This is a genomic window from Flavobacterium plantiphilum, assembly GCF_046000495.1.
Lineage (GTDB): Bacteria > Bacteroidota > Bacteroidia > Flavobacteriales > Flavobacteriaceae > Flavobacterium > Flavobacterium plantiphilum.
Window position 1 is genome coordinate 343,975 of record NZ_JBELQA010000004.1, and the last position, 24,204, is coordinate 368,178.

The 24,204-nt window shown below is 32.3% G+C and carries 21 protein-coding genes; 6 read left to right on the forward strand and 15 right to left on the reverse strand.

Going from position 1 to position 24,204, the window contains the following annotated elements:
* Window positions 1-313: 313 nt before the first annotated feature.
* Window positions 314-1,378: a hypothetical protein gene (locus ABS764_RS09155; RefSeq protein WP_408081482.1), complete on the forward strand. Its 1,065-nt coding sequence runs from the start codon at window positions 314-316 to the stop codon at window positions 1,376-1,378.
* A gap of 14 nt (window positions 1,379-1,392) precedes the next feature.
* On the forward strand, window positions 1,393-2,253 hold the full coding sequence (locus tag ABS764_RS09160; RefSeq protein ID WP_408081483.1) for a hypothetical protein: 861 nt from the start codon (window positions 1,393-1,395) through the stop codon (window positions 2,251-2,253).
* Here the strand turns inward: ABS764_RS09160 and ABS764_RS09165 are convergent.
* Window positions 2,250-5,978 carry a metallophosphoesterase gene (locus ABS764_RS09165; RefSeq protein ID WP_408081484.1) on the reverse strand — a complete coding sequence of 1,243 codons (3,729 nt, stop codon included), beginning with the start codon at window positions 5,976-5,978 and terminating at the stop codon, window positions 2,250-2,252. The genes ABS764_RS09160 and ABS764_RS09165 overlap by 4 nt on opposite strands.
* Window positions 5,979-6,003: 25 nt before the next feature.
* Between ABS764_RS09165 and ABS764_RS09170 the strand changes: the two genes are divergently transcribed.
* Window positions 6,004-7,191, forward strand: coding sequence for a Pycsar system effector family protein (locus ABS764_RS09170; RefSeq protein ID WP_408081485.1), 1,188 nt, complete (start codon window positions 6,004-6,006; stop codon window positions 7,189-7,191).
* Here the strand turns inward: ABS764_RS09170 and ABS764_RS09175 are convergent.
* The 9 genes from ABS764_RS09175 to ABS764_RS09215 form a co-directional block, all read right to left on the reverse strand.
* Complete coding sequence (locus ABS764_RS09175; RefSeq protein ID WP_408081486.1) at window positions 7,188-9,548, reverse strand: GAF domain-containing protein; 2,361 nt, start codon at window positions 9,546-9,548, stop codon at window positions 7,188-7,190. The two genes, ABS764_RS09170 and ABS764_RS09175, sit on opposite strands and share 4 nt — an antisense overlap.
* A gap of 70 nt (window positions 9,549-9,618) precedes the next feature.
* Window positions 9,619-9,855 (reverse strand): hypothetical protein, encoded by a 237-nt coding sequence (locus ABS764_RS09180; protein WP_408081487.1) that lies wholly within the window; start codon window positions 9,853-9,855, stop codon window positions 9,619-9,621.
* A 187-nt stretch (window positions 9,856-10,042) separates the two neighbouring features.
* The gene (locus ABS764_RS09185) at window positions 10,043-11,101 is read right to left on the reverse strand and encodes a nucleoid-associated protein (RefSeq protein WP_408081488.1); all 1,059 of its coding nucleotides are present in this window, start codon (window positions 11,099-11,101) and stop codon (window positions 10,043-10,045) included.
* A gap of 46 nt (window positions 11,102-11,147) precedes the next feature.
* Window positions 11,148-11,507: a four helix bundle protein gene (locus tag ABS764_RS09190; protein ID WP_408081489.1), complete on the reverse strand. Its 360-nt coding sequence runs from the start codon at window positions 11,505-11,507 to the stop codon at window positions 11,148-11,150.
* Window positions 11,508-11,615: 108 nt separating this feature from the next.
* Window positions 11,616-12,155 carry an IS1096 element passenger TnpR family protein gene (locus ABS764_RS09195; RefSeq protein WP_073244692.1) on the reverse strand — a complete coding sequence of 180 codons (540 nt, stop codon included), beginning with the start codon at window positions 12,153-12,155 and terminating at the stop codon, window positions 11,616-11,618.
* A gap of 101 nt (window positions 12,156-12,256) precedes the next feature.
* Window positions 12,257-12,859, reverse strand: a complete 603-nt coding sequence (locus ABS764_RS09200; protein WP_408081490.1) for an HPP family protein — start codon at window positions 12,857-12,859, stop codon at window positions 12,257-12,259.
* 11 nt (window positions 12,860-12,870) lie between these two features.
* Window positions 12,871-14,145: a chloride channel protein gene (locus ABS764_RS09205; protein WP_408081491.1), complete on the reverse strand. Its 1,275-nt coding sequence runs from the start codon at window positions 14,143-14,145 to the stop codon at window positions 12,871-12,873.
* Window positions 14,146-14,344: 199 nt separating this feature from the next.
* On the reverse strand, window positions 14,345-14,734 hold the full coding sequence (gene gloA2, locus ABS764_RS09210) for an SMU1112c/YaeR family gloxylase I-like metalloprotein (protein WP_408081492.1): 390 nt from the start codon (window positions 14,732-14,734) through the stop codon (window positions 14,345-14,347).
* 6 nt (window positions 14,735-14,740) lie between these two features.
* Window positions 14,741-15,298, reverse strand: coding sequence for a sugar O-acetyltransferase (locus tag ABS764_RS09215; RefSeq protein ID WP_408081493.1), 558 nt, complete (start codon window positions 15,296-15,298; stop codon window positions 14,741-14,743).
* Window positions 15,299-16,465: 1,167 nt separating this feature from the next.
* On the opposite strand from ABS764_RS09215, the gene ABS764_RS09220 reads away from it, so the two are divergent.
* Together ABS764_RS09220 and ABS764_RS09225 are read left to right on the forward strand one after the other, a co-directional pair.
* A complete protein-coding gene (locus ABS764_RS09220) occupies window positions 16,466-16,942 on the forward strand; it encodes a TlpA family protein disulfide reductase (RefSeq protein WP_408081494.1) in 477 nt (158 codons plus the stop codon).
* 12 nt (window positions 16,943-16,954) lie between these two features.
* Window positions 16,955-17,560, forward strand: coding sequence for a thioredoxin family protein (locus ABS764_RS09225; protein ID WP_408081495.1), 606 nt, complete (start codon window positions 16,955-16,957; stop codon window positions 17,558-17,560).
* 54 nt (window positions 17,561-17,614) lie between these two features.
* On the opposite strand, the gene ABS764_RS09230 is transcribed toward ABS764_RS09225, so the two are convergent.
* The 5 genes from ABS764_RS09230 to ABS764_RS09250 all read right to left on the reverse strand — a co-directional run bounded on the left by ABS764_RS09230 (window position 17,615) and on the right by ABS764_RS09250 (window position 22,043).
* Window positions 17,615-18,385 carry a CDP-alcohol phosphatidyltransferase family protein gene (locus tag ABS764_RS09230; RefSeq protein ID WP_408081496.1) on the reverse strand — a complete coding sequence of 257 codons (771 nt, stop codon included), beginning with the start codon at window positions 18,383-18,385 and terminating at the stop codon, window positions 17,615-17,617.
* A gap of 62 nt (window positions 18,386-18,447) precedes the next feature.
* Window positions 18,448-19,470 carry a COX15/CtaA family protein gene (locus ABS764_RS09235; RefSeq protein ID WP_408081497.1) on the reverse strand — a complete coding sequence of 341 codons (1,023 nt, stop codon included), beginning with the start codon at window positions 19,468-19,470 and terminating at the stop codon, window positions 18,448-18,450.
* Window positions 19,471-19,553: 83 nt separating this feature from the next.
* Window positions 19,554-20,975, reverse strand: coding sequence for a CCA tRNA nucleotidyltransferase (locus tag ABS764_RS09240; RefSeq protein WP_408081498.1), 1,422 nt, complete (start codon window positions 20,973-20,975; stop codon window positions 19,554-19,556).
* 62 nt (window positions 20,976-21,037) lie between these two features.
* Window positions 21,038-21,424: a GxxExxY protein gene (locus ABS764_RS09245; protein ID WP_408081499.1), complete on the reverse strand. Its 387-nt coding sequence runs from the start codon at window positions 21,422-21,424 to the stop codon at window positions 21,038-21,040.
* A gap of 49 nt (window positions 21,425-21,473) precedes the next feature.
* Window positions 21,474-22,043 (reverse strand): L-threonylcarbamoyladenylate synthase, encoded by a 570-nt coding sequence (locus ABS764_RS09250; protein ID WP_408081500.1) that lies wholly within the window; start codon window positions 22,041-22,043, stop codon window positions 21,474-21,476.
* A gap of 315 nt (window positions 22,044-22,358) precedes the next feature.
* Between ABS764_RS09250 and ABS764_RS09255 the strand changes: the two genes are divergently transcribed.
* Window positions 22,359-24,191: an ABC transporter ATP-binding protein gene (locus ABS764_RS09255; RefSeq protein ID WP_408081501.1), complete on the forward strand. Its 1,833-nt coding sequence runs from the start codon at window positions 22,359-22,361 to the stop codon at window positions 24,189-24,191.
* Window positions 24,192-24,204 lie beyond the last annotated feature (13 nt).

Genomic DNA, 24,204 nt, shown 5'->3' on the forward strand with positions numbered 1-24,204 from the left:
AAGTTGAGCTTATATTTTAGAAAGATGTTTGGTTTTTATGAAATAAAAAGGGGGTGTTTTTAATCTCAGTTTTCTCATTAAAAAGCATTGAAAAAATAAAAGTACTTAACAATGTCTCAACTCACAAATAAAATCGATGAACAGCAGCTTTTTCTTCAGTAGCTTTTTTTAGTCTGATAAGCGGTTTTGTTTTTATAGTCTGGGAACCAGTGTTTAAGCCTTTTTAATATTTTTTTAGCTGTAGACGAAGTAAGGCTTTTTCTCAACCGGCTTTAAAATAATTAATGTAAATTTGTAGAAATAATAATATTGAATGAGCGATATTTCTCCATTGTTTAAAAAGCCCAGCTATCCCATAAATCATTTTCTTTTTGATTATTTAGAACGATTTGACAGGGTTTCTAAGGTGCCCATTTCTTATGATGATTTGCTTCGGTTTTCAGGTTCAGTAAATGTGTATGATAATTTTGATCAGGATACTTTATGGGCCAGGGTTTTTTATAATGAATTTGAAAGAAATGAAATTGATCTGAATTTAAAGAAAATTTATTCTTTACTGCATTCCGATGGAAATTCTGATATAATTAAGTTTCTAAATGTGGATGCCATTGATTATTGCACTTTTGGTAATTCAAAACCTTTTAGAATCAAAGTGCGGAACGTGCTTAATGATAATTATGTTCATTTTTATATTAAGAAAGCCGATGCTTCCAGAATTTACGGCTTAGAATTAGAACATATTTTATCTCCGGATAAAATCAATTTTCTGGTTTATCAGGATACTTTAATTGAGGAACATATTATTGGAATTCCGGGAGATGTTTTCATGGAAACACTGTTGAAAAATTGTTCTGAAACAGAAAAATCTCAAATAGCCAAAGAATTTGTAAAGTTCAATGAACGCTGTATGATTAGGCTTTTAGGCGATATGCGTGCTTATAACTATGTTATAGTTCCCATTCATGATTTTGATCAGGTAGTCTATAAAATAAGAGCAATCGATTTTGATCAGCAATGCTATGAAGGAAATTTTAAAATTTACAGACCCCAGTTTTTTAAGGAGAATTTTCCAATGATTAAATTAATTAAAGAAAAATTACAGGACAGCTCGATTGAGCAATATAAAAATGAAGAACGTGCGGCCTTAGCGAAAAGAATTATATCGGCAGAAACCCGTATTCAGAAGATTCTTCGCATCATGGCTAATGATACAATAGCTCCCGAAGCACATATCAAACAATTAAAGACTGAATTGTATCGTTATACAAATGATTTAAACTTTAAAAACGCTGCTTCTATGGGCTATGTTTTAAGTGCTGCTTTTAAATTTGTTACCAGAAACTTCAAACATCCTGATTTGTTTAAACCAGGTTTTTAAAATTAATTTATACGATGAAAAAAATTCTACCCCTTGTTTTATTATCGTCTTTAGTAGCTTTTTGTCAAAGAGATTCCTCAGTTATTGAAGAATTATATGTTTTGCCAAAACAGCTTAAAGAAATTTCAGGAATTGTTTATACAAATAGTTTTCAATTAAGCTGGGTTTTGGAAGACAGCGGGAATGCTAATGAAATTTATGCAGTAGACCATAAAGGAAAACTTCAGAGAAAACTAACAATTACTGATGCTCAGAATATTGATTGGGAAGATATTACTAAAGATCAGGAAGAGAATTTATATATAGGTGATTTTGGTAACAATGCTAATGACAGAAAAGATCTGGGTATTTATAAAATTGCTAAGGATTCTTTGAACAATTCAGCTGCTTTACCCTCTTATAAAACAAGTTTTGCTTATCCTGAGCAAACTAAATTTCCACCTAAAAAAACAGCGCTTTTTTATGATGTAGAATCCTTTTTTGAATACCAAAACAACTTTTATTTATTTACAAAAAACAGAAGTAAAGATTTTGACGGAACTACTTTATTATACAAGGTGCCTAATAAAGCAGGATTTTACCAGGCCCAATTATTAGGGAAATTTAAAGCTGATGGTGATTATCAAAATGCGGCCATAACCAGTGCTGCTATCAGCCCGGACGCGACTAAAGTGGTTTTGTTGAGTCATAGCCAAATATGGGTTTTCGAAAATTTTCAATCCGACAATTTTTTTGAAGGAAATGTAAAGGCAATCCCTTTGGGGCATTTTTCTCAAAAAGAAGCGATTTGTTTCAAAGATTCAAAAACCCTTTTAATAGCCGATGAAAAGACGAAAAAAATAGGGGGCAAGGTTTATGAATTTCGTTTCAATTAAAACCCAAACCCCAGTCCAAAAGCAATTCTGGCTTTATCATCAGCACTTTTAAAGTAGCTTAATCTTGCCGTTACGGTATTAATCCCGTTGAGCCATAAACCACCACCTGCAGATTGATGCCATTTATTAGAATCTTCTCCGTCGAGCCAGACTCTTCCGTAATCATATCCGCCAAAAAGACCATAAGACATTGGGATAATGCTGTTTTTTATTTTTCCGATAGTAAAACGGATGTCACTACTTTGAAAAAAAGACTGATTTCCTATAAAACGTTGGTTTCTAAAACCTCTTAAATCATAATCGCCTCCTAATGCGGCCGCCTGATAAAATTCGAAATTATTGTTCAAAATAGCTTTTCCTTTTACTAATGTGGCAAATACAATATTGCCCTGATGATCAATTTTATGATTGAAATTGATTTTTGATTCTAATTTCGGAAAATTTTGTTTGTTATTATCAAGATTCATTGTCCAGTTAGCAGCAACCATAAATCCCATCCCCATAGAAGGAAGTGAAGCATTGTCATAATTTTCATATCCATATGCTACAGTTGCTCCTGCAAATTGTTGCTGTTTAAAAATTTCAGGATTTATAGTATTCGGAATGGCAATAAATCGGTTTCCTGTTTTTTCGACATCAAAATTTTCATAAGCAAACTGAAAATTAATATAACTTCCAAGGCGTCCTTTTTTTTCTATTTTTGGTGCAAATTTTAATATTCGAATGTGAACTCGGTTGTAATCCATTCCATTTAGTTCATCTGTATTGGCCGTATTATTTCCATAACCAAAATAATTGATGGCAAAATTGGGACTGGTAAACTGGCTGTCAAAACCAAAATTCCACTGACCAATTAGTTTTGGAATATCTAAATGATACCCTAATTCAAAACCGTCAGTAGCAAAATAATAATTTGCATTTAAAGTATGTTTGAAAGTATAGGGGTTTTGTTTAAAGTGATTCACTGTGTAATTCGCGATAATCCCAAGTTTGACACCGTCATCAGGATTAAAACCTATTGAGGGTAAACCGGAAAAAGCATTGTATTTAGGTTTTTCATAATTATAAAAGTTTGTCTTATAATCATCAGTCAGTAAAATTCGGGTTCTTGAATCAGTATCAAAAGTGTTCTTTTTTGATTTAAAATCAACGATATGAATGTTTTTACCATTAGTTATTGTGTATTGGTCATTATTTTGTCCCCCAATCATTTTTATCTTTATGGGTGTTTTTTGAGAACCCTGAAAATCAAAAAGATCATCATCATCTAAACCGTAAATCCAGATGTTTTTTGTTTCATGACGGTTAAATGTTTTTTGGAAAACCAGTTCTCTTCCATCTTTTTTAATTCGGTTTACAGTTATTTCAACTTCATTTTTAGAAGGAGAATGGATCAGGAATTCATCTTCTTTGTTTGTTCCCACGATAAGAGCCGTTTTTTGTAATACTTTATTGTATTGACCGGCATAAGTAATTAATTGTTTTTTTCGGTGTTTTAATTTTTCTTGAATCGAAGCAATAGTTTCATCCCGGACTTCTTCGGGTAAATTCCTAAAAGCCGCATCAATGCTTTCGTCACTTAAGTGATCCTGAATAAATTGAGCTTGTGCTGTCCATTCTTTTTCTCCGGATTCTTTTAATAAAGCTAAATCCAGAGGATAAGGTTCTCTGTTGAACCATTTTACATTTTTAATATCATTTTTAAAACTTTGCATATGACGAAGCGCCGGAATATTCATTAAAAGGGATAGCAATGTTCCGTCATATTTAGAAAATGCCTGATCGCGGTCGCGGGGAATAGGTTTGTAAATTATTTTATCACCTGCTTTATACTCAGCCCAGCGCCATTGGTCATAATGCCTGTCCCAGTCACCAATGAGCATGTCAAACAACCTTGCTTTGATATATTCGTTTTCATCAACAGTATATTTTTCATCCTTTTGCAGGTTTTTTAATAAATCATCTGTTCCTATTATAGCTTCTGATTTACCAAAACTGCTGAGTTCTTTTTGACTGTCTGAAGGCCTTTCTTCTACAAAATATAATTCATCACCAAAATCGGTATTGAATTCACCTAATCTGTTTTGTTTCGGAATATAAACAAGTTTAGGATTGCTATGGAAAACTCCGATTTCATCTGCTAAATTGCCTACTGCCAGAGTAGTGTAAGGGTGAGAGGTAGTGTAAAAATCATATAGAAAGTTTTCCGCAAACGTATTGGTAAACTCCTCTTCAACATATTGATCTTTAAAAGCAACACTTTGTAAAAAACGGCTTACGCTCTTTTTTAAAGCACGCATTACATATTCTTTTCCCTTAGCATCTTCAAGACGTAATGATCTTGACTGATGCCCTCCTCCGGCTCTTACGGGAATTAAGCCTCCATGGAGAGTATCTAAGGTCACCACAGGAACGTCAATCAAACGGCTGTAATATCCCCGATAATGTTTGCCAAAAAGAAAATTATGAAATCCGCTTTTAGTGGTCATTTTTTCGGTATAAACAGCAGCTTTTGTACGGTTTGAAAAAGTCTCCGGGTATTGTTCCGTAATCTTGTTTTCTGGTTTACTTACTGTTTTTTCAAAAAGTACTTTGGTTTGATTGTTTTCTATGCCATAATAGGTAACTACGGATGTACCATTTTTGTAAACTGTTAAAACAGCATATCCATTTTTACCATAAGAAAAATCATTTGGATAAACAGCTCTTGCAGCTTCGGATTTTGATCCCGCACCACTGATAATCTGTTTGATATTTTCATTTTCGATGTATTGTAAATTATGATCGTGTCCAGAAACTACGATTACATTATTTTGGTTTTGTAAAAGTGTTTTAACTCTTTTTACTAAAGTCTGATATTGTTTGTTCTGTAAATCCTGTGGACTAATTCCGGATGTTTTTCTTAAAAAATTAATAAACGAACCCACAACAGGCAAAGGGATTTTTTGCTCTAAGGGGAATAGCTGTTTTTCAAGAGAAAACTGTCCTCCGTGAGTTCCATTACTCATTAACGGATGATGAATAGCTATTACTATAGTTTTGTCCTGATTTTTATTTAAAATACTTTCTAACTCTTCAAAAAAACCTTCACGCGTTTTTATCGTGCAATTATCATTTATAGTTGGTATTTTATCCCAGTTTTCTAAAAACCATTGACTGTCAATAGTAATAAGACACAGCTGATCGTTTATTTTTTTATCATCAATAGGGCAGCCGTCTGCCGGAAGGAATGCTTTTTTTTCATCAAGGTAGCTGTTGACTATATCTTCCTGACGTTTTAATCCTTTAATACCGGAATACCAGTCGTGATTACCGGGAATAAAAATAGTTTTACCTTTAAAGTTTTTAGAAATATTCAGTTGGTCAGTTAATTTACCTATTGCGGTAGCATAGTCTTTTTTATCTTTTTTATCAGGAATTCCTTTTGGATAAATATTATCGCCAAGAAACAATAATGTAGCATTTTTATCAGATTCCTGTAATTGCTGATTTAAAGAATTTAGAATTTTCTGAGCTTTTTCCTGATCAGCGTTTCCGGCATCACCAATTAAAAAAAAGCGGTGTGCAATTTCAGACAGGTGTTTGTCGTTTATACCTGGATTTTCTTTTATATCACTTCCCAATTGCATCTTATGTGTGGCACAGGATGTAATAATTAAAGAAGCGATGATTGCATAAAAAAATATTTTAATTTTGAAGAAATGCATATCCAAAAACAATTTCATAATTTAGTAGTATAAAAATTCACTTATGGGCTTTATTGAAGAAGTACAAGATTTTGTTTCTAATTTACTCAAAGATAAACTATCTGATTCATTTATTTACCATAATTTTAACCATACTTTTGATGTGGTTAAGGCTGTAAAAATACTTTCTGAAAAAGAAAAATGCAATAATGAAGAGATTGAAATCCTTATAGTAGCAGCCTGGTTTCATGACACAGGCTATGTGTATGGCTTTGAAAATCATGAGGATAATAGTATTGTTATTGCTGCTGAATTTTTAAAAAACAAACAAAAAACACCTGAATATATCGCTCAGGTAAGTGCTCTTATCAGGGCGACATTGTATCATTATGAGCCTAAAAATACTCTTGAAAAAATAATAAAAGATGCCGATTTTTATCATTTTACCACTAAAAATTATTGCGACAGATGCGAACTTTTAAGAACAGAATGGAAGTATGTAAGAGGTAAAAATGTTTCAGATTTAGAATGGGCTAAAGAAAATTTAGATATGCTTACGCAATGCCACCGCTATTATACTGATTATGCAAAAGAAAAATGGGAAGCATTGAAAGAAAAAAATGTAAATTTGATACGTGCACGAATAGAAAATATGGAAAAAAACAGCGAAGAAATTACTCCAAAAAAAGATAAGAAAAACAAAAATAAAATTGCAAAACCGGATCGTGGGATTGATACACTGTTTAGAATTACATTAAGTAATCATACCCGTTTAAGTGGGATTGCAGACAGTAAAGCCAATATTTTATTATCTGTAAATGCCATTATTATTTCAATCGCATTGTCTACTATTGTTCCTAAATTAGACAGCCCCAGTAATGCACATTTAGTAATTCCTACTTTTATTATGCTTACTTTTAGTGTAGTATCTATCATTTTTGCGATACTTTCTACCCGCCCAAAAGTTACCAGCGGTACATTTACCAGAAAAGATATCGAAGACCGAAAAGTTAATTTATTATTTTTTGGTAATTTTTACAAAATGCCTTTGGACGAATATGAATGGGCGATGAATGAAATGATGAAAGACAATCAGTATTTATACAATTCCATGATTAAGGATTTATACTTTTTAGGAATTGTTCTGGAAAAAAAATATAAACTACTACGTATAACTTATAATATTTTTATGGTAGGAATCATTATTTCATTCTTTGCCTTTTTTCTTGCATTTAATGCAACCAGAGTCTAGTGTAACGTTTCCAGTAATTCTTTGTATGAATATTGACTGTCTAAATTTGCATCGGTATTCATCACTTTTATTCGGATAGCTTTTAGACCATAAACGCCTTGTAGTTGTTCCACTTCAAATTGTTCAATTGTGGGTTCCAGTATTTGTTTGAATTGTAGAAATTTAATGTATTTTAAATATTCCGTTTCTTCAGACTGATGTGAATAAACAATAGTGATTTTTTCTTGTTGGGTTATTCTTTCCCGGGTTCCCTTAATATGCGCTTTGTCAATGCGTTTTTTTACCACTTCGTAACGTGCATTGTAGGTTCCGTCAACATCAAAACGCTTTTCATCCATTCTGAATCTGATAGAAATAGGGGAGCTGAAAACCAGTATTAACGAACTTACATCTAACTCATAAGGCAACGTTTTTTTCAGGCGGTGATGCTCTAACTCCATTTTGCACAAAGTTTGCAGCTGCCATAATCTCAAGTTGTTTAAATATAAGGTGTTAAATGGTTGTTTAGGAGCAATTGAAGCACCAATGTATAAGTTATGTTCCACACCATCCGTCTTAAAACGTTCGTAATAATGCGGAAAAATGCTTTGAGCCTCCATTTGTTCGTAATCTAAAACTACTGCCATCTTTTTATTGATCATTCCCATTGCATCATCAAACTTTTTTCGGGCATGGTAAAAAAGTTTGGTTTTAGGGTCTAAATCTTCAAAATAGGCATTTATAAATTCCTGGTCGCTGTCACTAACTCTGGAATTCATCAATATAGGATGAATTTCTTTTTCAATATAATTTTGAATTTGTTGTTCGGTATCCGCTTTTAATTCTTTCTCTAATTCTTTTACGTAAGAATGTAATTCAAATTTTCGTTGCTCAGACAGCGGCAGTTTGTTAAGAAAAGCTGAATTTTCGAAAATTGAAATAATACTGAATAACTGATTTTTTAAATCCTCTTTTACAGTATTATTTCGGTGTTCAGAAGAACCTTTAATGTCTATCTGGCCATATAAAGGATATACTTCTTTAAAAACAATTTCTTTAAAAGTATGTTCCTTGTTAGAGGTCCCGACATATAAATATTTTTGGGCTTCGGCTTTAAATTTCCAGTAAACGCTGGAATGAATTGCAGTATACTCTCTTTGAATAATGGCTTCTATCTGATTTTGTAACTCAGTATTGTAGCGTTCCAGTGTGTTAATGATACTAGGCAGAATTAATTTTAAATTATTAGCATTTATACTGTTTAATTGCCGGGGTGTAGCCGAAACCAGTTCTATAATTCCTAATAATTTAGAGTCTTTAACAACAGGAGTAAAAATACAGCTTTGAATGTTTTGCTCTGATAATAGTTTTGCAAAATTTTCGTTGCCGGGAATTGTGCCAAAAGCAGTTACATTTGAAATAGAAATCGTTTCTTTTTCCTTCAGCAGTTTGTCCAGAGAAAATCCCAGAACGGTACTACAGCACTCCATTTCATCTTTATTCTGAAGAATAAAACTTCCGATATTGGCTTTTTCAAAAGGCAGTTTAGTAAACTTGTTCTCTTCTTCATTATAAATACTGATTCCTATTCTTAAATCGGGAATTTTAAAAAAAGATTTAAAAATACTTTCAGAAGTAATGTTGTCTTTCGGTTCCTTGTATCGCTTTAAAAGATTCGTTTTTAGGTTAGAAATAGCACTTTCTTTAGTAGCATCAAATAAGCTGATGATTCCGAATCCTTTTAAAATCCAGCTTTCTGGAGGAAATTTTTCTTTCCATAAAGCCAAATTGTCAAAATTATCCATTAGTTCATCAATTTCTTCAGGACTTAACGGAAGCGCTTTTTCCGAAGGATAAATTTCTATAAAATCAGCATTGTAAAGAATTCGGTAATGCTTTATGATTCCGTTTGCGTCCGGAATATCATAAAATAAGGGTTTATTATAATCAAATTTTTGATTGTAATATTCATTTAAAATTAAAATACAGCTTAGAACATAAAAATGCTCTTCATTAAAATCCTGTATGGTCAGGTCAAATTCTCCTGCATTTTTAATTATTTTTTTAAATCGTCTGGTATAATTAAAAGTGATATTCTGAAACGGAATGGTAACGGCTTTAATTTCATTATTAGTTAATGCTGTGGGAAATAAATCAGCGAGTAGGTTTCTAATAATTTTTTTATTATTCTGAATGATTGAAAAATCTTCAATTCCGGTTTTTAACTCCGGAACAGCATCAATTTCTTTTAGTAATGATTTAGCATAATTTGAGCGGTAGTCAACGTCTGACAGTGCAATTTCTTCTAAGGACTCAATGAGTTTGTGAAAAGAAATGATGGTTTTAAAAGGACTCTCTTTAAATAAAAGATGATTCATTTTTTTTGTTTTATTTAGTATACAAAAATAGTGAATTAACTTATTTGAAAAGCTTTTAAAAACCTATTATTTAGTGTTGTTTAAGAGAGAGCTTTTTTTGACAGAAAGTTTCTAACGCATCATTTATTTCTTTTAGTTCAGGAGTCAGGAAGGTAATACCGCCTTTTTCATCATTCGTTAATTCCATTTTGCAAGTGGTGCACCGGTATTCCTTTAAATGACTGGTAATCTTTTTTGAAGTAATAATTTTGTGTCCAAATACGGCGCATAAAATTCTTTTACTGATAAAAGCTTTTTTTATTTCCATAAATACATAAGTAGATTAGCTTAATTTCTATTTAGGATGATAAAAATATCTAATTATAGGTAAAACTACTTAAAAAGTCGATAAAATGCATTTATTTTATGTATTTGTAAGTTTTTAGCTTTTGTTTTTGAGTAAAAAAATCTCCAACTATTGAAATAATTGGAGATAATGAATGGTCTGTGACAAATTAAGATTTTTGTTCTTTATTAAAATAAACTAAGTAATAATACATTTGTTTTTCTTCGTCCCAGCCTTTTTCTACAAATTTTTCCGCACTTTCCGGATTGATAAAATCCATTTTAATCTGGATATTAGTATCAAGATTGATGACGTTTTTGATTGATTTTCGGGCATCACTAACAGCAGCATTGGCAATTGGGAATGAAGTTACGTCCTCAATACTGTATTTTTCCCCTTTGTCTACTTTATAATTTTTAAATTCAGGAATTAAATCAGGATTGTCTAAAACCTCATTTAAAAAGTTTTGTTCTTCAAACTGATCATTTTTTGCAAAGTAATTCACAGAGCGGTTCATAAACATGACTTCTTCTTTTTTGTCTTCAGCAGGAAAAACAACATCTTTGGCAAAATTTTGACAGAATTTCAAATATTTTTTTGTGATAAAATTTTCATCTTCAAAAGCATCAACAGATAAGAAATGTTCTAACCAGTAACGGGCATCATAGCGGTTGCTGTCAACAGTAAGTATTTTGTATCCTTCTTCTTTTTTATGATTAAAAATCAAGCAGCCTTTGTCTAATTTATTCAGGTTGATTCCTTGTTGCAGAATCATTTCCAGATTAGATCCTTTTTCTTCAAATTGTAAAAAATCACTTTGCAGCTCACTTTTAAAAACACCAATAGCATCAACTACATTGTTATCAATATTGATATTGGTTAAATAAGTAACATAAACTTCTCCGTTTTTAATGTGCGGATGATTAGACTGCTCAAATAAATGCTTCGTAATATTTTTAGAAACCTCATGCAAATTGCCGGGATTATCAAAAATTTCAGTTGCATACTTATACATGTCATTATAATCCAAATCAACTTCGTGAGCAAATTGAAAATAATTTTCTTCTTTTTCTCTAAAAGGTTTAAAGAAAAATTCTTTTATAAGCGGAACAATTTCATCTTGTAAGCTGTAAGGTTGCTCAGATAAAAAGATAGCTTCATTTCGGCTTTTGTTTCCTACTCTGTGAATAGAAAGCGTCTCGATGTGCGTGTTGAATAAGTTGATCATTTTTTTTAGAGTTTCTAAGAGACTAAGTTTCTAAGTTTCTAAGATTTTAGTTGCTTCCTTTTATTTTTTTCAGAAATGCAATTAACATTCTTTCTACTTCTCGGCTATCCTCATATAAGTTGTTAAATTTTTCTTCGCTTAAATAGCTGATGTTTTTTGCAATCTCTAGTTGAGTCTGTAATTCAAATAAAGAACCTACAGCAATATTAAGAAATCTAATGAGTTCATTGTTGCTATCCCTTCCAAGTCCTTCGGCAATATTGCTAGGAATTGAAATACTACTTCTTCTTAATTGAGAGGTTAAACCAAAAACTTCTTCTTTTGGAAATTTTTTTGTTTCAGTGTAAATTTTTGTTGTTAACAACATGGCTTTTTGCCAAACTAATAGTTTTCTAAAGTTGCTCATTTTTATTGAAGTTTCTAAGTTGTAAGTTTCTGAGTTTCTAAGTTATTGTTTTTGTCTAGTTAAAACTTAGATACTTAGTTTCTCAGCAACTTAGTGACTCAAAAAAAACTAATTCCAATTTTCTTCAAAGCCATAATCTTCATAACTGTCGTCTCCTTCAAACATATCCATGTCATCTTCGTCAAGACCATCTTCAAATTCGTCATAAAAATCATCTGCATTTTCTGCTTCGAAGTTTTTTTCTAAAGCTTCGTCGGGCATTTCTCCGTGCGAAAATAATGTTTCAGGATAAATAGCTCCTGCTGTTTGTTCTTCAATTGCGGCAAGTTCCACTAAAAAAGTCCACATATTAATAAAATCATACACATAAATGATTTTAGTGTTTTCTTCATCCAGAATATCCGAAAGTTTATAATCACTCATGATTTTTTGTTCGCCGGGAACATCACCGGTGTCAAAAAGCGAAATTTCATCTTCCTGATTCCAGGTTTCATCACAGGTGTAAAAAGAAGCGACTTCCATACCGTCAAACCCAAAGGAATTGAAGATAGCATTGTGTAAATCTTCTAAAGTATCATCATCTAATATCGCGATATCTCTGAAAATATCTTCTTCTGCGTCTAAGATTACTCTAAATTTATAAACCATAATCGTTGTTTTTATAAAAATCAAAGGTACATTTAATCCTTTTTAATCCCAATGCGATTTGTGAATTTTTATAAACAAACCACGATAGTTTTGATTGTGAATTACTTATTTCGTCTGAGGCGCTGAATGATTCTCTGGTATCGCTTATGGTAAGTGCTGTGAGCAGGATACTTACGGCTGGAGGTCATGTTGTTAAAAATCAAAGCAGTAAAAAACAGGATTAAAACACCGGTTAATACAGGAGATACTACGTACCAATAGCCCAATTCTTTAATTTTATCCGTTCCAATAATAGCAATTAAGGCAGTTGCACCTCCGGGTGGATGCAATGTTTTAGTTATCTGCATGAATACGATGGATAGCGAAACAGCTAATGGAGCAGCGATATAAATGGCATCCGGAAATAAAAGATTTACTGAGACACCAATGAAAGCCGAAATTACGTGACCTCCAATAAGATTTCGGGGTTGCGAAAACGGACTTTCAATAATTCCATAAACCAAAACGCTTGACGCTCCAAAAGAACCAATAAGATAAATAACGTCCTGATGAGAGAAACTCAGGTTTTGAAAATAAGAGATAAGACCGATACCTATGAAAGAGCCCAGAAAAGACCAAAATTGCTCTTTGTAATCTATCAGGGTTTCTTTGTATAAAATGTATCGGGTTTTGCGGTATCCGCGTTTAATTTTGCGAGTAGGCATGAGTTGTAAATTTAAATACTTGGAACAAATGTATAGACCGTGTCAGGGTAAATCATTTTGGCGGTATATTTAGAGATTAAGCACGCAGCTAATATTGGAAAAAACAAGGTGTAATTATTGGTGAGTCCGCAAACCAAAAAGATAGCGGTAAACGGAGCATGGATACTGGCACTTAAAACAGCTGCCATACCAATAATCATAAAATTAACCGGAATGATTTGGGTGTCAAAAAAAGTATTTAATACCGAAGCGACTAAAATACCTAAAAAAGCACCAATAAATAAGCTGGGTGCAAAAACACCGCCATCACCTCCAGATGCAAGTGTAATCGAAGTTACAATTGGTTTTAAAAGTAAAATGCTTAAAAATGTAAAAGCCAATGTAAAAGTCAGAGGGATTTCATTATTAGAATTCATGATTTCTTTTATGGCATGATATCCTTCACCATACAATTGAGGAAATATAAAAAGTGAAATGCTTAAAATAGCTGAACCAATTATGATTTTGTAGTAATGTGTTTCGATTTTTGCAAATCGGGATTTAAAAAACAACACACATTTTGTTAAATAAACCGAATTGATTCCTGCCAGAATTCCAAGTAAAATAAAGTAAGGAATGGCTCTTAAATGCCAGGTTGTAACAGCAACTGAAAATAAAGGTTCTTCTTTTAAAAGAGTTAATAACCCAAAAGCGATGGAAACTGCAATCAGATTTGCAATAACAAAGGCACGGGTTACTTTTCGGGAAATTACTTCGAGTGCAAATAAAATCCCTGCGATTGGACTGCTGAATAAAGCGGTAATTCCTGCTGCAACTCCGGCACAAATTAACTCTGTTTTGTACTGACGAAAAACATTCTCTTTTTGATGTGCTACTGATCCTATTGTAGCTGTAGCAACTACGGTAGAAACTTCTATTCCGGTTGATCCGCCAAAAATAACTGTCAGTAATCCGTTTATCGTGTGGGACGGAATTTTATAAGAGGGTAAATTTTTTGTTTTTGAATGAGTACTTTCAAAAACTTCTTTAATCCCTTTGTTTTCTTTTTTCTTAAATAAATACAGTCTTAAAAAGTAAATTACAGATAAACCAAATATGGGAAATAAAAGTAAGAATAACGGATTGCTATCAGCCTGATGAAAGAATATCTCTTCATAATATTCGGTCATTTTTTTTAAACTTATTCCTAAAAGAGCAGAGAGAAAACCAATTAAAAGAGAAACGATTACAAGTTTTTGGAATTTAATAAGTTGATAGTTTTTTTTAATTTGTGCGGTAGTTTTCATTACTTGAAATCTTTATTGAACGGCAAAATTATGTAAAAAAAACAAAAACCTGCGTTTTCGCAACAAAAAACAAGTTTTTTTTAACTATAGAAAAACATCTAATATCTGTTTTTTGATTGGTATTAATGATAAGATTTTACAATGAGAGAGTTCATTAATCTGAGTTTTTTCAGGTTTAGAAATGAACTAAATTAAGAAGTTAAAGCTCGTAAAATTCAATAGGTAAAAGGTCAGGGTCGGCTATGAATGTAAATCGTTTACCCGTAAATTCATCTGTGCGAATGGTTTCTGAAGTAATGTCTTTTGATTTGAGAAAAGCAACAGTCTGTTCGAGATTTTTTACGGCAAAAGCCAAATGGCGTAATCCGCATGCTTCCGGCATTGAAGGTCTGGCAGGCGGATTAGGAAAAGAAAATAATTCAATGCAATAATTGTCATTCAGTGCTAAATCCAGTTTGTAGGATTGCCGTTCGTGGCGGAATACTTCCCTGATAACTTTTAATCCGAGAATCTCAGTATAAAATTGTTTTGATTTTTTATAATCAGAACAAATGATAGCAATGTGATGTATGTGTTTTAATTGCAGCATTTTTTGTTATTGATTTAATTTCCGAATTACTTTAGCGGGATTGCCAACAGCAAGTGAGTTGTCAGGGATGTTTTTGGTTACAACTGAACCAGCTCCGATGACGCACCCTTTACCAATAGTTACACCGGGACAAATTACCGAATTGCCACCTATCCAGCAATCGTCTCCTATGGTTATAGGTAATGCATTTTCAAGTGTTTTTCTAAGCTCAGCATCGAGCGGGTGAGTGGCGGTATAAAGTTGTACGGCGGGAGCAAAAAATACATTTGAACCAATGGTGACTGTGCTGCAATCCAGCACCACACAATTGACATTGAAATACACATTTTCTCCGCAAAAAATGTTGTATCCGTAATCGCAATGAAAAGGAGGTTCTATATATAAATTGGAACCTGCATTTGGAATCAGTTCTTTTAAAATTTCTTTTGCTTTTTTGGTTAATCGGTATTCGGTTACGTTTAGTCTGTGTAATAAATTTTTAGCTCTTCTTCGGTCTTTTACAAGTGTAGAATCACCTGCTAAATAATAGTCTCCGTCAATCATTTTTTCTTTCTCCGTTTTCATGCTTTTTGATGTGTTTTTTTAACGTTGTTTAATGTGGTTTTTGAGTGTTTATTTTGATCAAAAAGGGGGCTTCTTTTTCTTTGGTTTTTTAATGCAAAGTGTATTGAAAAAAGGGCTGGGTTAGTTCTCTTTTTTAAAGTGATTTTGCTTCTTGTAAATATAGAATAAAAATGTAAATGTGTTCTAATGCTGCGAAGACTATTTCTTTTTATAAATAAAGTGTAAGTGCAAAATGGTTTTTTTTAAACTAAAATTTGGTAGTAAAAAAAGGAGTGAAATGTAGGTGTTTTTGATGAAAGAAAAAGCTTTGTTTTATATTTAAAGTTTTAGTTTAAGTAAATAGTATTATTTGAATTTACTAACAAAGGTTTTTTTGTGGATTTGTTGGTTGCTGGTTTGGTTTTATGTTCTTGAAGACGAAAATTGCAGGTATTAATTCTTTGGTTTAAATGTTTTTATATAAAAGTCTGGAATTTAATTTTTTGAATTAATTGTATAGATTATTTCTATGGTTCTTTTTTCTGTATTTTAAAGTGTTTTTATAAGGTTTTGTTGGTGAATCTGAAAATGTTTGACATTTTTTGAAGAACTTAAAATTCTTGTTTATTTTTAAAGTTATGATTTGTAAAAATATGTTTTGTTGTTTGTAATAACAAGCTTTTTTATAGTTTTATTTCGAGTGAATTTTTACTTCAAAAAAGGTGTTTTTTTGCAGACTTAAAATGAAATCAGATTTTTTTTAATTAAGGATTTTTGTTGCTGAAATTTTCGATTTAGTTTTTTTGAATTTTAGTTTTAATTCCAATTTTGAAAAAGATTTTATTTTTTATGGGATGGAAAATCTGAAAAAACAAGAGTATTTTTGGGTAGTTTTTTTGAAGTTTTTTGGGGTTGTTTTTTTTGATGTTTTTTCGATGTTTTTGGAGTGTGTTTTTGGAATGAATTCCACCTGTGAAAACGCTCAGGATTTGGTTCGTTTTTTGGATGCTTTTCAGGCTGAATTTCGGGTCTTAATAATGACGTTTTTGACTTATTAAAAAGACTCTTTTTTACCATAAGGATAAACTTTTTTCCGTAAGACTCAGTAATAATTTTATGTTAATTGAGAGAGGAAAACAGTTTAAAGATTGTAAATTCGTTCGATTGATAATTTAAAAAATAACTAATATGAAATGGTATATTTTAGGAGCTTTTATGTTTCTTTTTTCTGTTCAGGTACAGGCTCAGAAAGTAGCAGTTTTTGATCGTTATGCTGATATCGAAAAGACAGTTTTGAATGATGAAAACACGACTTATGTGGTTAATTTTTGGGCTACCTGGTGTGCTCCATGTGTGCAGGAATTACCGCATTTTGAACAACTCAATTCAGAAAATAAAAAGGTAAAAGTAGTGCTTGTCAGTCTGGATTTTAAGAATCAATATGAATCAAAATTGTTGCCTTTTATAAAAAAGAAAGCTATCAAGTCAGAGGTGGTTTTACTAACGGATAAGGATTATAATAGTTGGTTGCCCACTGTGGATAAAGACTGGTCAGGTTCTATACCGGCAACTTTGATTGTGAAAAATGGTAAAAAAGTATTTGTAGAAAAGATGTTTACCAGCTATGAAGAATTAAACCAATTTGTGAATTCGAATATTAACTAACAATTTTGAACTATGAAAATTTTATCTCCTATTCTGTTATTTGTCGCTGTCTTTTGTATGGCAGCTTTTACTTCAAAAGCACCATCCGCATATAAAATTGGGGACACTGCTACTGATTTTAAGTTAAAGTCAGTTGATGGCAAAATGTATAGCATGTCTGATTATAAAAATGCCAAAGGTTATATAGTGGTTTTTACCTGTAATCATTGTCCTTTTGCTGTAAAGTATGAAGACAGAATTAATGATTTGGCTAAAAAATACAAATCAAAAGGCTACATTTTGCTGGCAATTAATCCTAATGATCCGGTTGCTCAACCGGAAGACAGCTTTGAATTAATGAAAGTAAGAGCTAAGGAGAAAGGATTTGCATTTCCTTATATGTTTGATGAGGGACAAAAGATTTATCCACAATACGGAGCTACAAAGACGCCTCATGTCTTTTTACTGGATAAAAACCGTGTTGTAAAATATATTGGAGCGATAGATGATAATGTAGACAGTGCGGCTGATGTAAAAGAAAAATACCTTGAAAATGCTATTGCTGCATTAGAAAAAGGAGAAACACCATCACCGGAAGTTACAAAAGCAATAGGTTGTTCAATTAAAACAAAAAAATAATACAAGTTGTAATTGTGTAAAAAAGAGTAAAAGCATGCCGTTTTTACTCTTTTTTTATTTAATGTAAATTCTGCGGATTCCGATTAGAACAAAAATCAATAAGGAATAACTAATAAAAAAGGGAATGATTATTTCTATCCAGCCTAATGGTAATAATACAGCAATCAGTAATAATTGAAACCCTAGTCCGTACAGGGAAACGAATGTCATGAACCAGTTAGGGAAGGTTTTTACTTTGTAAGCCTCGGGATCTAAAGCATGGATGATTTTGTCAAAAATTCCGTAAACTAAAGTGTAAATCTGAAAGAGGAAATCAACGGATTTCTGGCTTTCTCCCGGAAGCGCCTTAGGTGATTTGTATTCGAAAATTTTACTTGTCGAATCACCACCAATTGATTTGGTTCTTAAAATTACATAATAATAATTGTATAAAGTGCCTTGTAACTGGATGCAACAAAAAGATACTAGGGTTAACCATAAAGAGGTAGCAGAAACGTAGCAAATAGTTATGAAAAACAAAAAGTTCAGGATGATGTCAAAAATACTGTCCAGATACCTTCCACTGTAGGACGGCGTGTTTTTTATTCGGGCTAATTCTCCGTCGGCTGCATCAATAATAGATTTTAATAGGATAAAAAATCCTGCCAGAACATAATGATTGTTTAATATACAATAAATTCCTAAAACGCCAGAAATACCAAATAAAACAGTGACATGAATAGGGGTAAACCGGGTATTTTTTAATGAAATGGCAAGCAATTTTCCCAGAGGTCTTCCGTAATCGGATAAATCTATAAATTTATCTTGGGCAGCGAGTTTAGACATTATAAAAAAGAAACAGGAAATAGGACAATATAGTCGGGGTAAATATAATCAAATTTTCCTCTTTATTTAGATAATCTGTGCAAACTATATACCATTGCTGATAACAGGAAAAAAGCATTCACCTGATGGATTAGTCCAAGCCATAACGGTACTCCGTAAAGTAAAGTAAATACTCCAAGGGCAAATTGTACAAAAACAAGAAAAACTAATAATAGGATACCTTTTTTCTGATTGAAATCTAAAATATATTTTCTGCTTTCAATGTATAAGTACAACATCATTCCCACTACAACATATGCCAGTGTCCGGTGGACAAACTGCACACCACTCTTGCCTTCGGTAAAACTCAAAAGAAGGTTATCCTGTTCCAGAAAAACACTGTCGTGTATGAATTGGCCATCACTCATCAAAGGCCAGTGATTGTGAATCAATCCAGCATTTAATCCTGCAACAAAACCACCGTAAATAATTTGTAATAACAGAAAAAATAAAGCGTATCGGGCTATTTTGCGAAGCGATTTTTCAATATTTCTTTTAACAGGATAAATTAAATCTAAGGCTATCCAAAAGGTATAAGCAAATGTAATAAATGCAGTAGTAAGATGTAATGCCAGTCTGAAATGACTGACATCCGGATTATCGATTAGTCCGCTTTTTACCATAAACCATCCAAAAAAACCTTGTAATCCTCCCAATAAAAGTAGAATGATACATTTTTTAATAGTGCTTTTATCCAGTCTTTTTTTGATTAAAAAATAGATAAAAGGAATGATAAATACCATTCCGATGGCACGGCCTATAAAACGGTGAAACCATTCCCAGAAATAAATGTATTTATAGTCATCGATGGTAAAATCATTGTGAATATTGATTTTTTGATACTCGGGGAATTTTTTATATTGCTCAAAAGCTTCGTGCCATTTAGCTTCTGTAAGCGGTGGAAGTGTATCAGTAATCAGATGCCAGTCGGTCATAGATAAGCCGGAATTGGTCAATCTGGTAATGCCGCCTACTATTACCATTATAAAAATTAATACACAGCCGGAAAGTAGCCAGATAATAACGGGTTTATTCTCTTTTCTCATTTTGTACTTTACATTTTGAACATTCGGTTTTGTTTAGTTAAACGAACGGAATGTTTTTTTATTCTTTAAACTTTGTAATTTAGCTATTTTGTGACTTTTTCCAGTCCGAGCTTTTTAGCTCTTTTTAGCACAAACTCATAAGCGGCATCATATTCATTTGGGATTTCACCTTCTAAAATAGCTTCTTTTACAGCTTCTTTTAAAATACCAATTTCCCGGGATGGTTTAATATCAAAAATTTCCATAATTTCTTCTCCCGAAATAGGCGGTTGAAAATTTCGAACAGAATCTTTCTCTTCTACTTCAACGATTTTTCTTCGGACAATTTCGAAGTTTTTATGGTATTTTCTGAATTTTGCAGGGTTTTTAGTGGTAATGTCAGCCTCACAGAGTGTCATTAAGTTTTCAACATCTTCACCGGCGTCAAAAACCAGTCTGCGAACCGCCGAATCAGTTACAATATCTTGAGATAAAACAATAGGGCGTGAACTCATGACTACCATTTTTTGTACAAATTTCATTTTTTGGTTCAAAGGCATGTGTAATCGTTCAAATAGTTTTTTGACCATTTTTCCACCTAAAAATTCATGCCCGTGAAAAGTCCATCCTTGTTTTTTGTTGAAACGCTTAGTGGGTGCTTTACCAATATCGTGCAAGAGTGCAGCCCAGCGTAGCCAGACATCATCTGTATTAGGGCAAATATTGTCAACAACCTCAAGGGTGTGGTAAAAATTATTTTTGTGGGTTTGTCCTTCAATTTCTTCTACCTGGTTTAAAGCAGTTAATTCAGGGATTAATAGGTCTAAAAGACCTGTTTTGTATAAATGTAAAAAACCTGTCGACGGTTTATCTGTAGCCAGGATTTTATGCAGTTCATCAACAATACGTTCTCCGGAAATGATTTTGATACGCTCTGCGTTTTTTGCAATAGACTGAAGCGAATTTTCGTCTATTTCAAAATTTAATTGTGTTGCAAATCTTATGGCGCGCATCATTCGTAAAGGATCATCAGAAAAAGTAATATCCGGATCCAGTGGTGTTTTCAGAATTTTATTTTTCATATCCTGCAGACCATTGAAAGGATCCAGTAATTCACCAAAATTGTTTTCACTTAGTGATAATGCTAATGCATTAATGGTAAAATCACGTCGGTTCTGATCGTCTTCCAGCGTTCCGTTTTCCACAATTGGATTTCTGCTGTCCTGTGTATAAGATTCTTTTCGGGCACCTACAAATTCGATTTCAGTATCTTCAAATCGGAGCATGGCCGTTCCATAGGTTTTAAAAACCTGAACTTTTGGTTTTTTAGGCAGTAAATCAGATACTTTTAAGGCTAATTCGATTCCGCTGCCTACAGCAACGATGTCGATATCTTTTTTAAAATCACGTTCTAAAATTAAATCTCTCACAAAACCGCCAATGACATAGCTGTCAACATTCAATTCTTTTGAAGCTTGAGAGATGATTTCGAAAATTGGATTATGTAAGGATTCTTTGTAGTTCATTTTTTTGCTGCTGTAGTAGCATTTGTAAACAGGGTATTTAAAATTTACCGCAAATTCGCAAATTAGTTTTTTGAATTAATAATACGTTTATATTCTAATGATATTAGGTTGAAATTAGCTAATATAGCTAATTTGTTTTTAGAGATTTTCAGGTAATTCAAGCACTGATTGTAGTGATTGTTGTTGAAACAGTCAACAGTTTTTATTTCAAGAATAATTTTATCATAAACGACAAAATCAGCATAAAATTTATGGTTTAGGGTGGTGTTTTTGTATTGCACTGAAAATTCTTTTTCTCTCTCGTAAGGAATATTATTTTGCTGAAATTCATATTCGATAGCATCTTTATATACAATTTCAGAAAATCCTTTCCCAAGATTTTTATGAACTTCAAATAGAATTCCTACTATCGTAAAATTTTCATTTTTGTAGATATATTCTTCTTTCATAATGTATATAAAATAATTTGCGAATTTGCGGTCAATAAAAAGTAATGTGCTATTTTCGAATAACCTTTACCTGACAATCATTGGTCAATTTAATAATAGTTGACGGATTCTGGCAAATTTTTTCGCGATGCAAATTTACAACATAGTCTACACCTTTTATAATTTCAGGACTGATTTCTTTGAAGGATTTTGGAGTAGGCTGCCCTGAAATATTAGCCGAAGTGGAAACCAAAGGTTTTTTCATACGCTCTAATAATTTAAAACAAAAAGGTTCTTTAATTAATCTGATTCCTAGTGTTTTATCTGATGCGATTAAATTAGGAGCAACATTTCGGGGGTTGTCCAGAATTAGTGTTGTAGGTTTTTCAGATAAATCCATGATTTGCCAGGCCACTTCAGGGATTTCTTTAAAAACGTTGTACAGCATTTTTTCACCATTCATCAAAACAATCATACTCTTGGTTTCTTCGCGTTGTTTTAAGGCGTAGATTTTAGCTATGGCTTCAGGATTAGTAGCATCGCATCCTATTCCCCAAACGGTGTCTGTAGGATAGAGGATGATTCCCCCTTCTTTAATTATTTCAAAAGCTTTATGAACTTCTTCGTTTAAATTTTCCATTTTGATATATGAATACAGATAATAAATTTATAATTGCAAAGGAACAAAAAAAAATGTCAAATTTTCACGAATTAGCAGGCGTTTCGCCAATGATAGGAGATGAAAAATAATGATAAAGAAGAAAATAATATTGAAGCTTAGTCAAAAAATCTGAGCATAAAAATATAGTATAAGAAGGAGATATTTCAAAGGTACTTATCTGTAAGTTTATTCACTTTGAGTTGTTAGCTTTAAAACTATTTTAATTTTATCTTTGTGCCCAAAAATATTACTAAAAATAATATTATAGAATAGTTTTCTATCTAAAGTAATTCAATGAAAAATTTCAAACGCTTTTTAAAGTATTTAATACCCCACAGGAAAAATTTAATAATCAGCATCATTTTTAACGTTTTATATGCCTTTTTTTCGGCTATTTCGATGCTTTCACTGTTTCCATTAATGAAAGTATTGTTTTCTGATGGTGAAAAAGTTCGTGTAAAACCGGTTTATGAAGGTTTTAAAAGTTTAGACAAAAGTTATTTAGAAAATTTATTAAATTATTTTATTACACACAATACTGAAACCAAAGGAGCTTTAAGTACTTTAATATGGATGGTGGTATTTGTATTGACAACATTTTTATTAAAAAATCTTTTCAATTTTATTTCGATAGTTTACATGACTTATCTGAATAACGGGATTTTAAAAGATTTGAGAAATGATGTGTATCAAAAAGTGATCAGTCTGCCGGTTTCTTTTTTCTCGAATGAAAGAAAAGGCGATTTGATTTCGAGAATGACCTCTGATATTAATACGATAAAAAGTGCTTTTCTAAGTATTCTGATGATGGTAAGTGAGCCTTTAACTATTGTGTTTACGTTAGCATCTATGTTTTTTATAAGTTGGAAGCTGACTGTTTTTGTATTTCTTTTTCTTCCTGTTTCAGGATTTTTAATATCCAGAATGAGTAAGTCTATCAAAAGTCAGTCAGGAGACATTTTTTCATTAGAAGGTCATTTATTATCCGATATCGAAGAAACTTTGGGTGGGATAAAAGTGATTAAAAACTTTACATCAGAGAATTTTTTTATACGCCGTTACTATAATTCTACTGAGTATATTAATAATCTGAATAATAAAATGGGAGCTCGTATGAGTTTAGCTGGTCCCATGAGTGAGTTTTTAGGGATTTTTGTGATTTCTATTTTGTTAGTTTATGGAGGATCTTTGGTGTTAATTGATGGATCTATGAGCGGGAGTGCTTTTATAGCTTATATGGGTTTAGCTTATCAGATATTAACACCTGCCAAATCAATTACGAAGGCCAATCAGGCTTTAATGGGAGGAAATGCAGCTTATGAAAGAGTTTCTTTTATTTTAGACGCAACCAATCCCTTACAAGACAATCTTGATGCTATAGAGATTACCGAATTTAAAAGTGAAATTAAGTTTACTAATGTTTCTTTTAAATACGATTCAGAGTATGTTTTAAGAGATTTTAATTTAACGGTTCCAAAAGGAAAAAGAGTAGCATTGGTAGGAGAATCGGGTAGTGGGAAATCGACTTTAGCAAATTTAGTAACCAGACTTTACGATGTTACCGAAGGAAGTATCACTTTTGATGGTGTCAATATCAAGGATGTTAGTACTAATTCGCTCAGAAAACAAATGGGAATTGTAGCCCAGGATTCTATTTTGTTTAATGATACTATTGCGAATAATATTTCGTTAAGTATAGATAATCCTGATATGGAGGCAATTGTAAGCGCTGCAAAAGTAGCGAATGCTCATAATTTTATTTCAGAATTTCCAGAGCAATACAATAGTCCAGTAGGAGATGGAGGCGGAATGTTATCTGGAGGACAACGCCAGCGTGTGGCAATTGCCAGAGCAGTGATGAAGAATCCTCCTATTATGATTCTGGATGAAGCCACATCAGCATTAGATACCGAATCGGAAAAATTAGTACAGGTGGGATTAGAAAACATGATGGAGAATAGAACATCTATTGTAATTGCACACCGTTTATCCACCATTCAAAATGCCGATTTAATAGTGGTAATGAGTAAAGGAAGAATTGTTGAACAGGGTACTCATGAAGAATTACTCAGAATGAATGGTAATTATGCTAATCTGGTGAGTTTACAGTCGTTAGAGGTGAATTAGAATACAAAAAAAA

Bases quoted from the DNA above. Each gene is read 5' to 3' on its own strand.
- ABS764_RS09155 (WP_408081482.1), top strand. From the start codon at position 314: ATGAGCGATATTTCTCCATTGTTTAAAAAGCCCAGCTATCCCATAAAT.
- ABS764_RS09160 (WP_408081483.1), top strand. From the start codon at position 1,393: ATGAAAAAAATTCTACCCCTTGTTTTATTATCGTCTTTAGTAGCTTTT.
- ABS764_RS09165 (WP_408081484.1), bottom strand. From the start codon at position 5,978: ATGAAATTGTTTTTGGATATGCATTTCTTCAAAATTAAAATATTTTTT.
- ABS764_RS09170 (WP_408081485.1), top strand. From the start codon at position 6,004: ATGGGCTTTATTGAAGAAGTACAAGATTTTGTTTCTAATTTACTCAAA.
- ABS764_RS09175 (WP_408081486.1), bottom strand. From the start codon at position 9,548: ATGAATCATCTTTTATTTAAAGAGAGTCCTTTTAAAACCATCATTTCT.
- ABS764_RS09180 (WP_408081487.1), bottom strand. From the start codon at position 9,855: ATGGAAATAAAAAAAGCTTTTATCAGTAAAAGAATTTTATGCGCCGTA.
- ABS764_RS09185 (WP_408081488.1), bottom strand. From the start codon at position 11,101: ATGATCAACTTATTCAACACGCACATCGAGACGCTTTCTATTCACAGA.
- ABS764_RS09190 (WP_408081489.1), bottom strand. From the start codon at position 11,507: ATGAGCAACTTTAGAAAACTATTAGTTTGGCAAAAAGCCATGTTGTTA.
- ABS764_RS09195 (WP_073244692.1), bottom strand. From the start codon at position 12,155: ATGGTTTATAAATTTAGAGTAATCTTAGACGCAGAAGAAGATATTTTC.
- ABS764_RS09200 (WP_408081490.1), bottom strand. From the start codon at position 12,859: ATGCCTACTCGCAAAATTAAACGCGGATACCGCAAAACCCGATACATT.
- ABS764_RS09205 (WP_408081491.1), bottom strand. From the start codon at position 14,145: ATGAAAACTACCGCACAAATTAAAAAAAACTATCAACTTATTAAATTC.
- gloA2 (WP_408081492.1), bottom strand. From the start codon at position 14,734: ATGCTGCAATTAAAACACATACATCACATTGCTATCATTTGTTCTGAT.
- ABS764_RS09215 (WP_408081493.1), bottom strand. From the start codon at position 15,298: ATGAAAACGGAGAAAGAAAAAATGATTGACGGAGACTATTATTTAGCA.
- ABS764_RS09220 (WP_408081494.1), top strand. From the start codon at position 16,466: ATGAAATGGTATATTTTAGGAGCTTTTATGTTTCTTTTTTCTGTTCAG.
- ABS764_RS09225 (WP_408081495.1), top strand. From the start codon at position 16,955: ATGAAAATTTTATCTCCTATTCTGTTATTTGTCGCTGTCTTTTGTATG.
- ABS764_RS09230 (WP_408081496.1), bottom strand. From the start codon at position 18,385: ATGTCTAAACTCGCTGCCCAAGATAAATTTATAGATTTATCCGATTAC.
- ABS764_RS09235 (WP_408081497.1), bottom strand. From the start codon at position 19,470: ATGAGAAAAGAGAATAAACCCGTTATTATCTGGCTACTTTCCGGCTGT.
- ABS764_RS09240 (WP_408081498.1), bottom strand. From the start codon at position 20,975: ATGAACTACAAAGAATCCTTACATAATCCAATTTTCGAAATCATCTCT.
- ABS764_RS09245 (WP_408081499.1), bottom strand. From the start codon at position 21,424: ATGAAAGAAGAATATATCTACAAAAATGAAAATTTTACGATAGTAGGA.
- ABS764_RS09250 (WP_408081500.1), bottom strand. From the start codon at position 22,043: ATGGAAAATTTAAACGAAGAAGTTCATAAAGCTTTTGAAATAATTAAA.
- ABS764_RS09255 (WP_408081501.1), top strand. From the start codon at position 22,359: ATGAAAAATTTCAAACGCTTTTTAAAGTATTTAATACCCCACAGGAAA.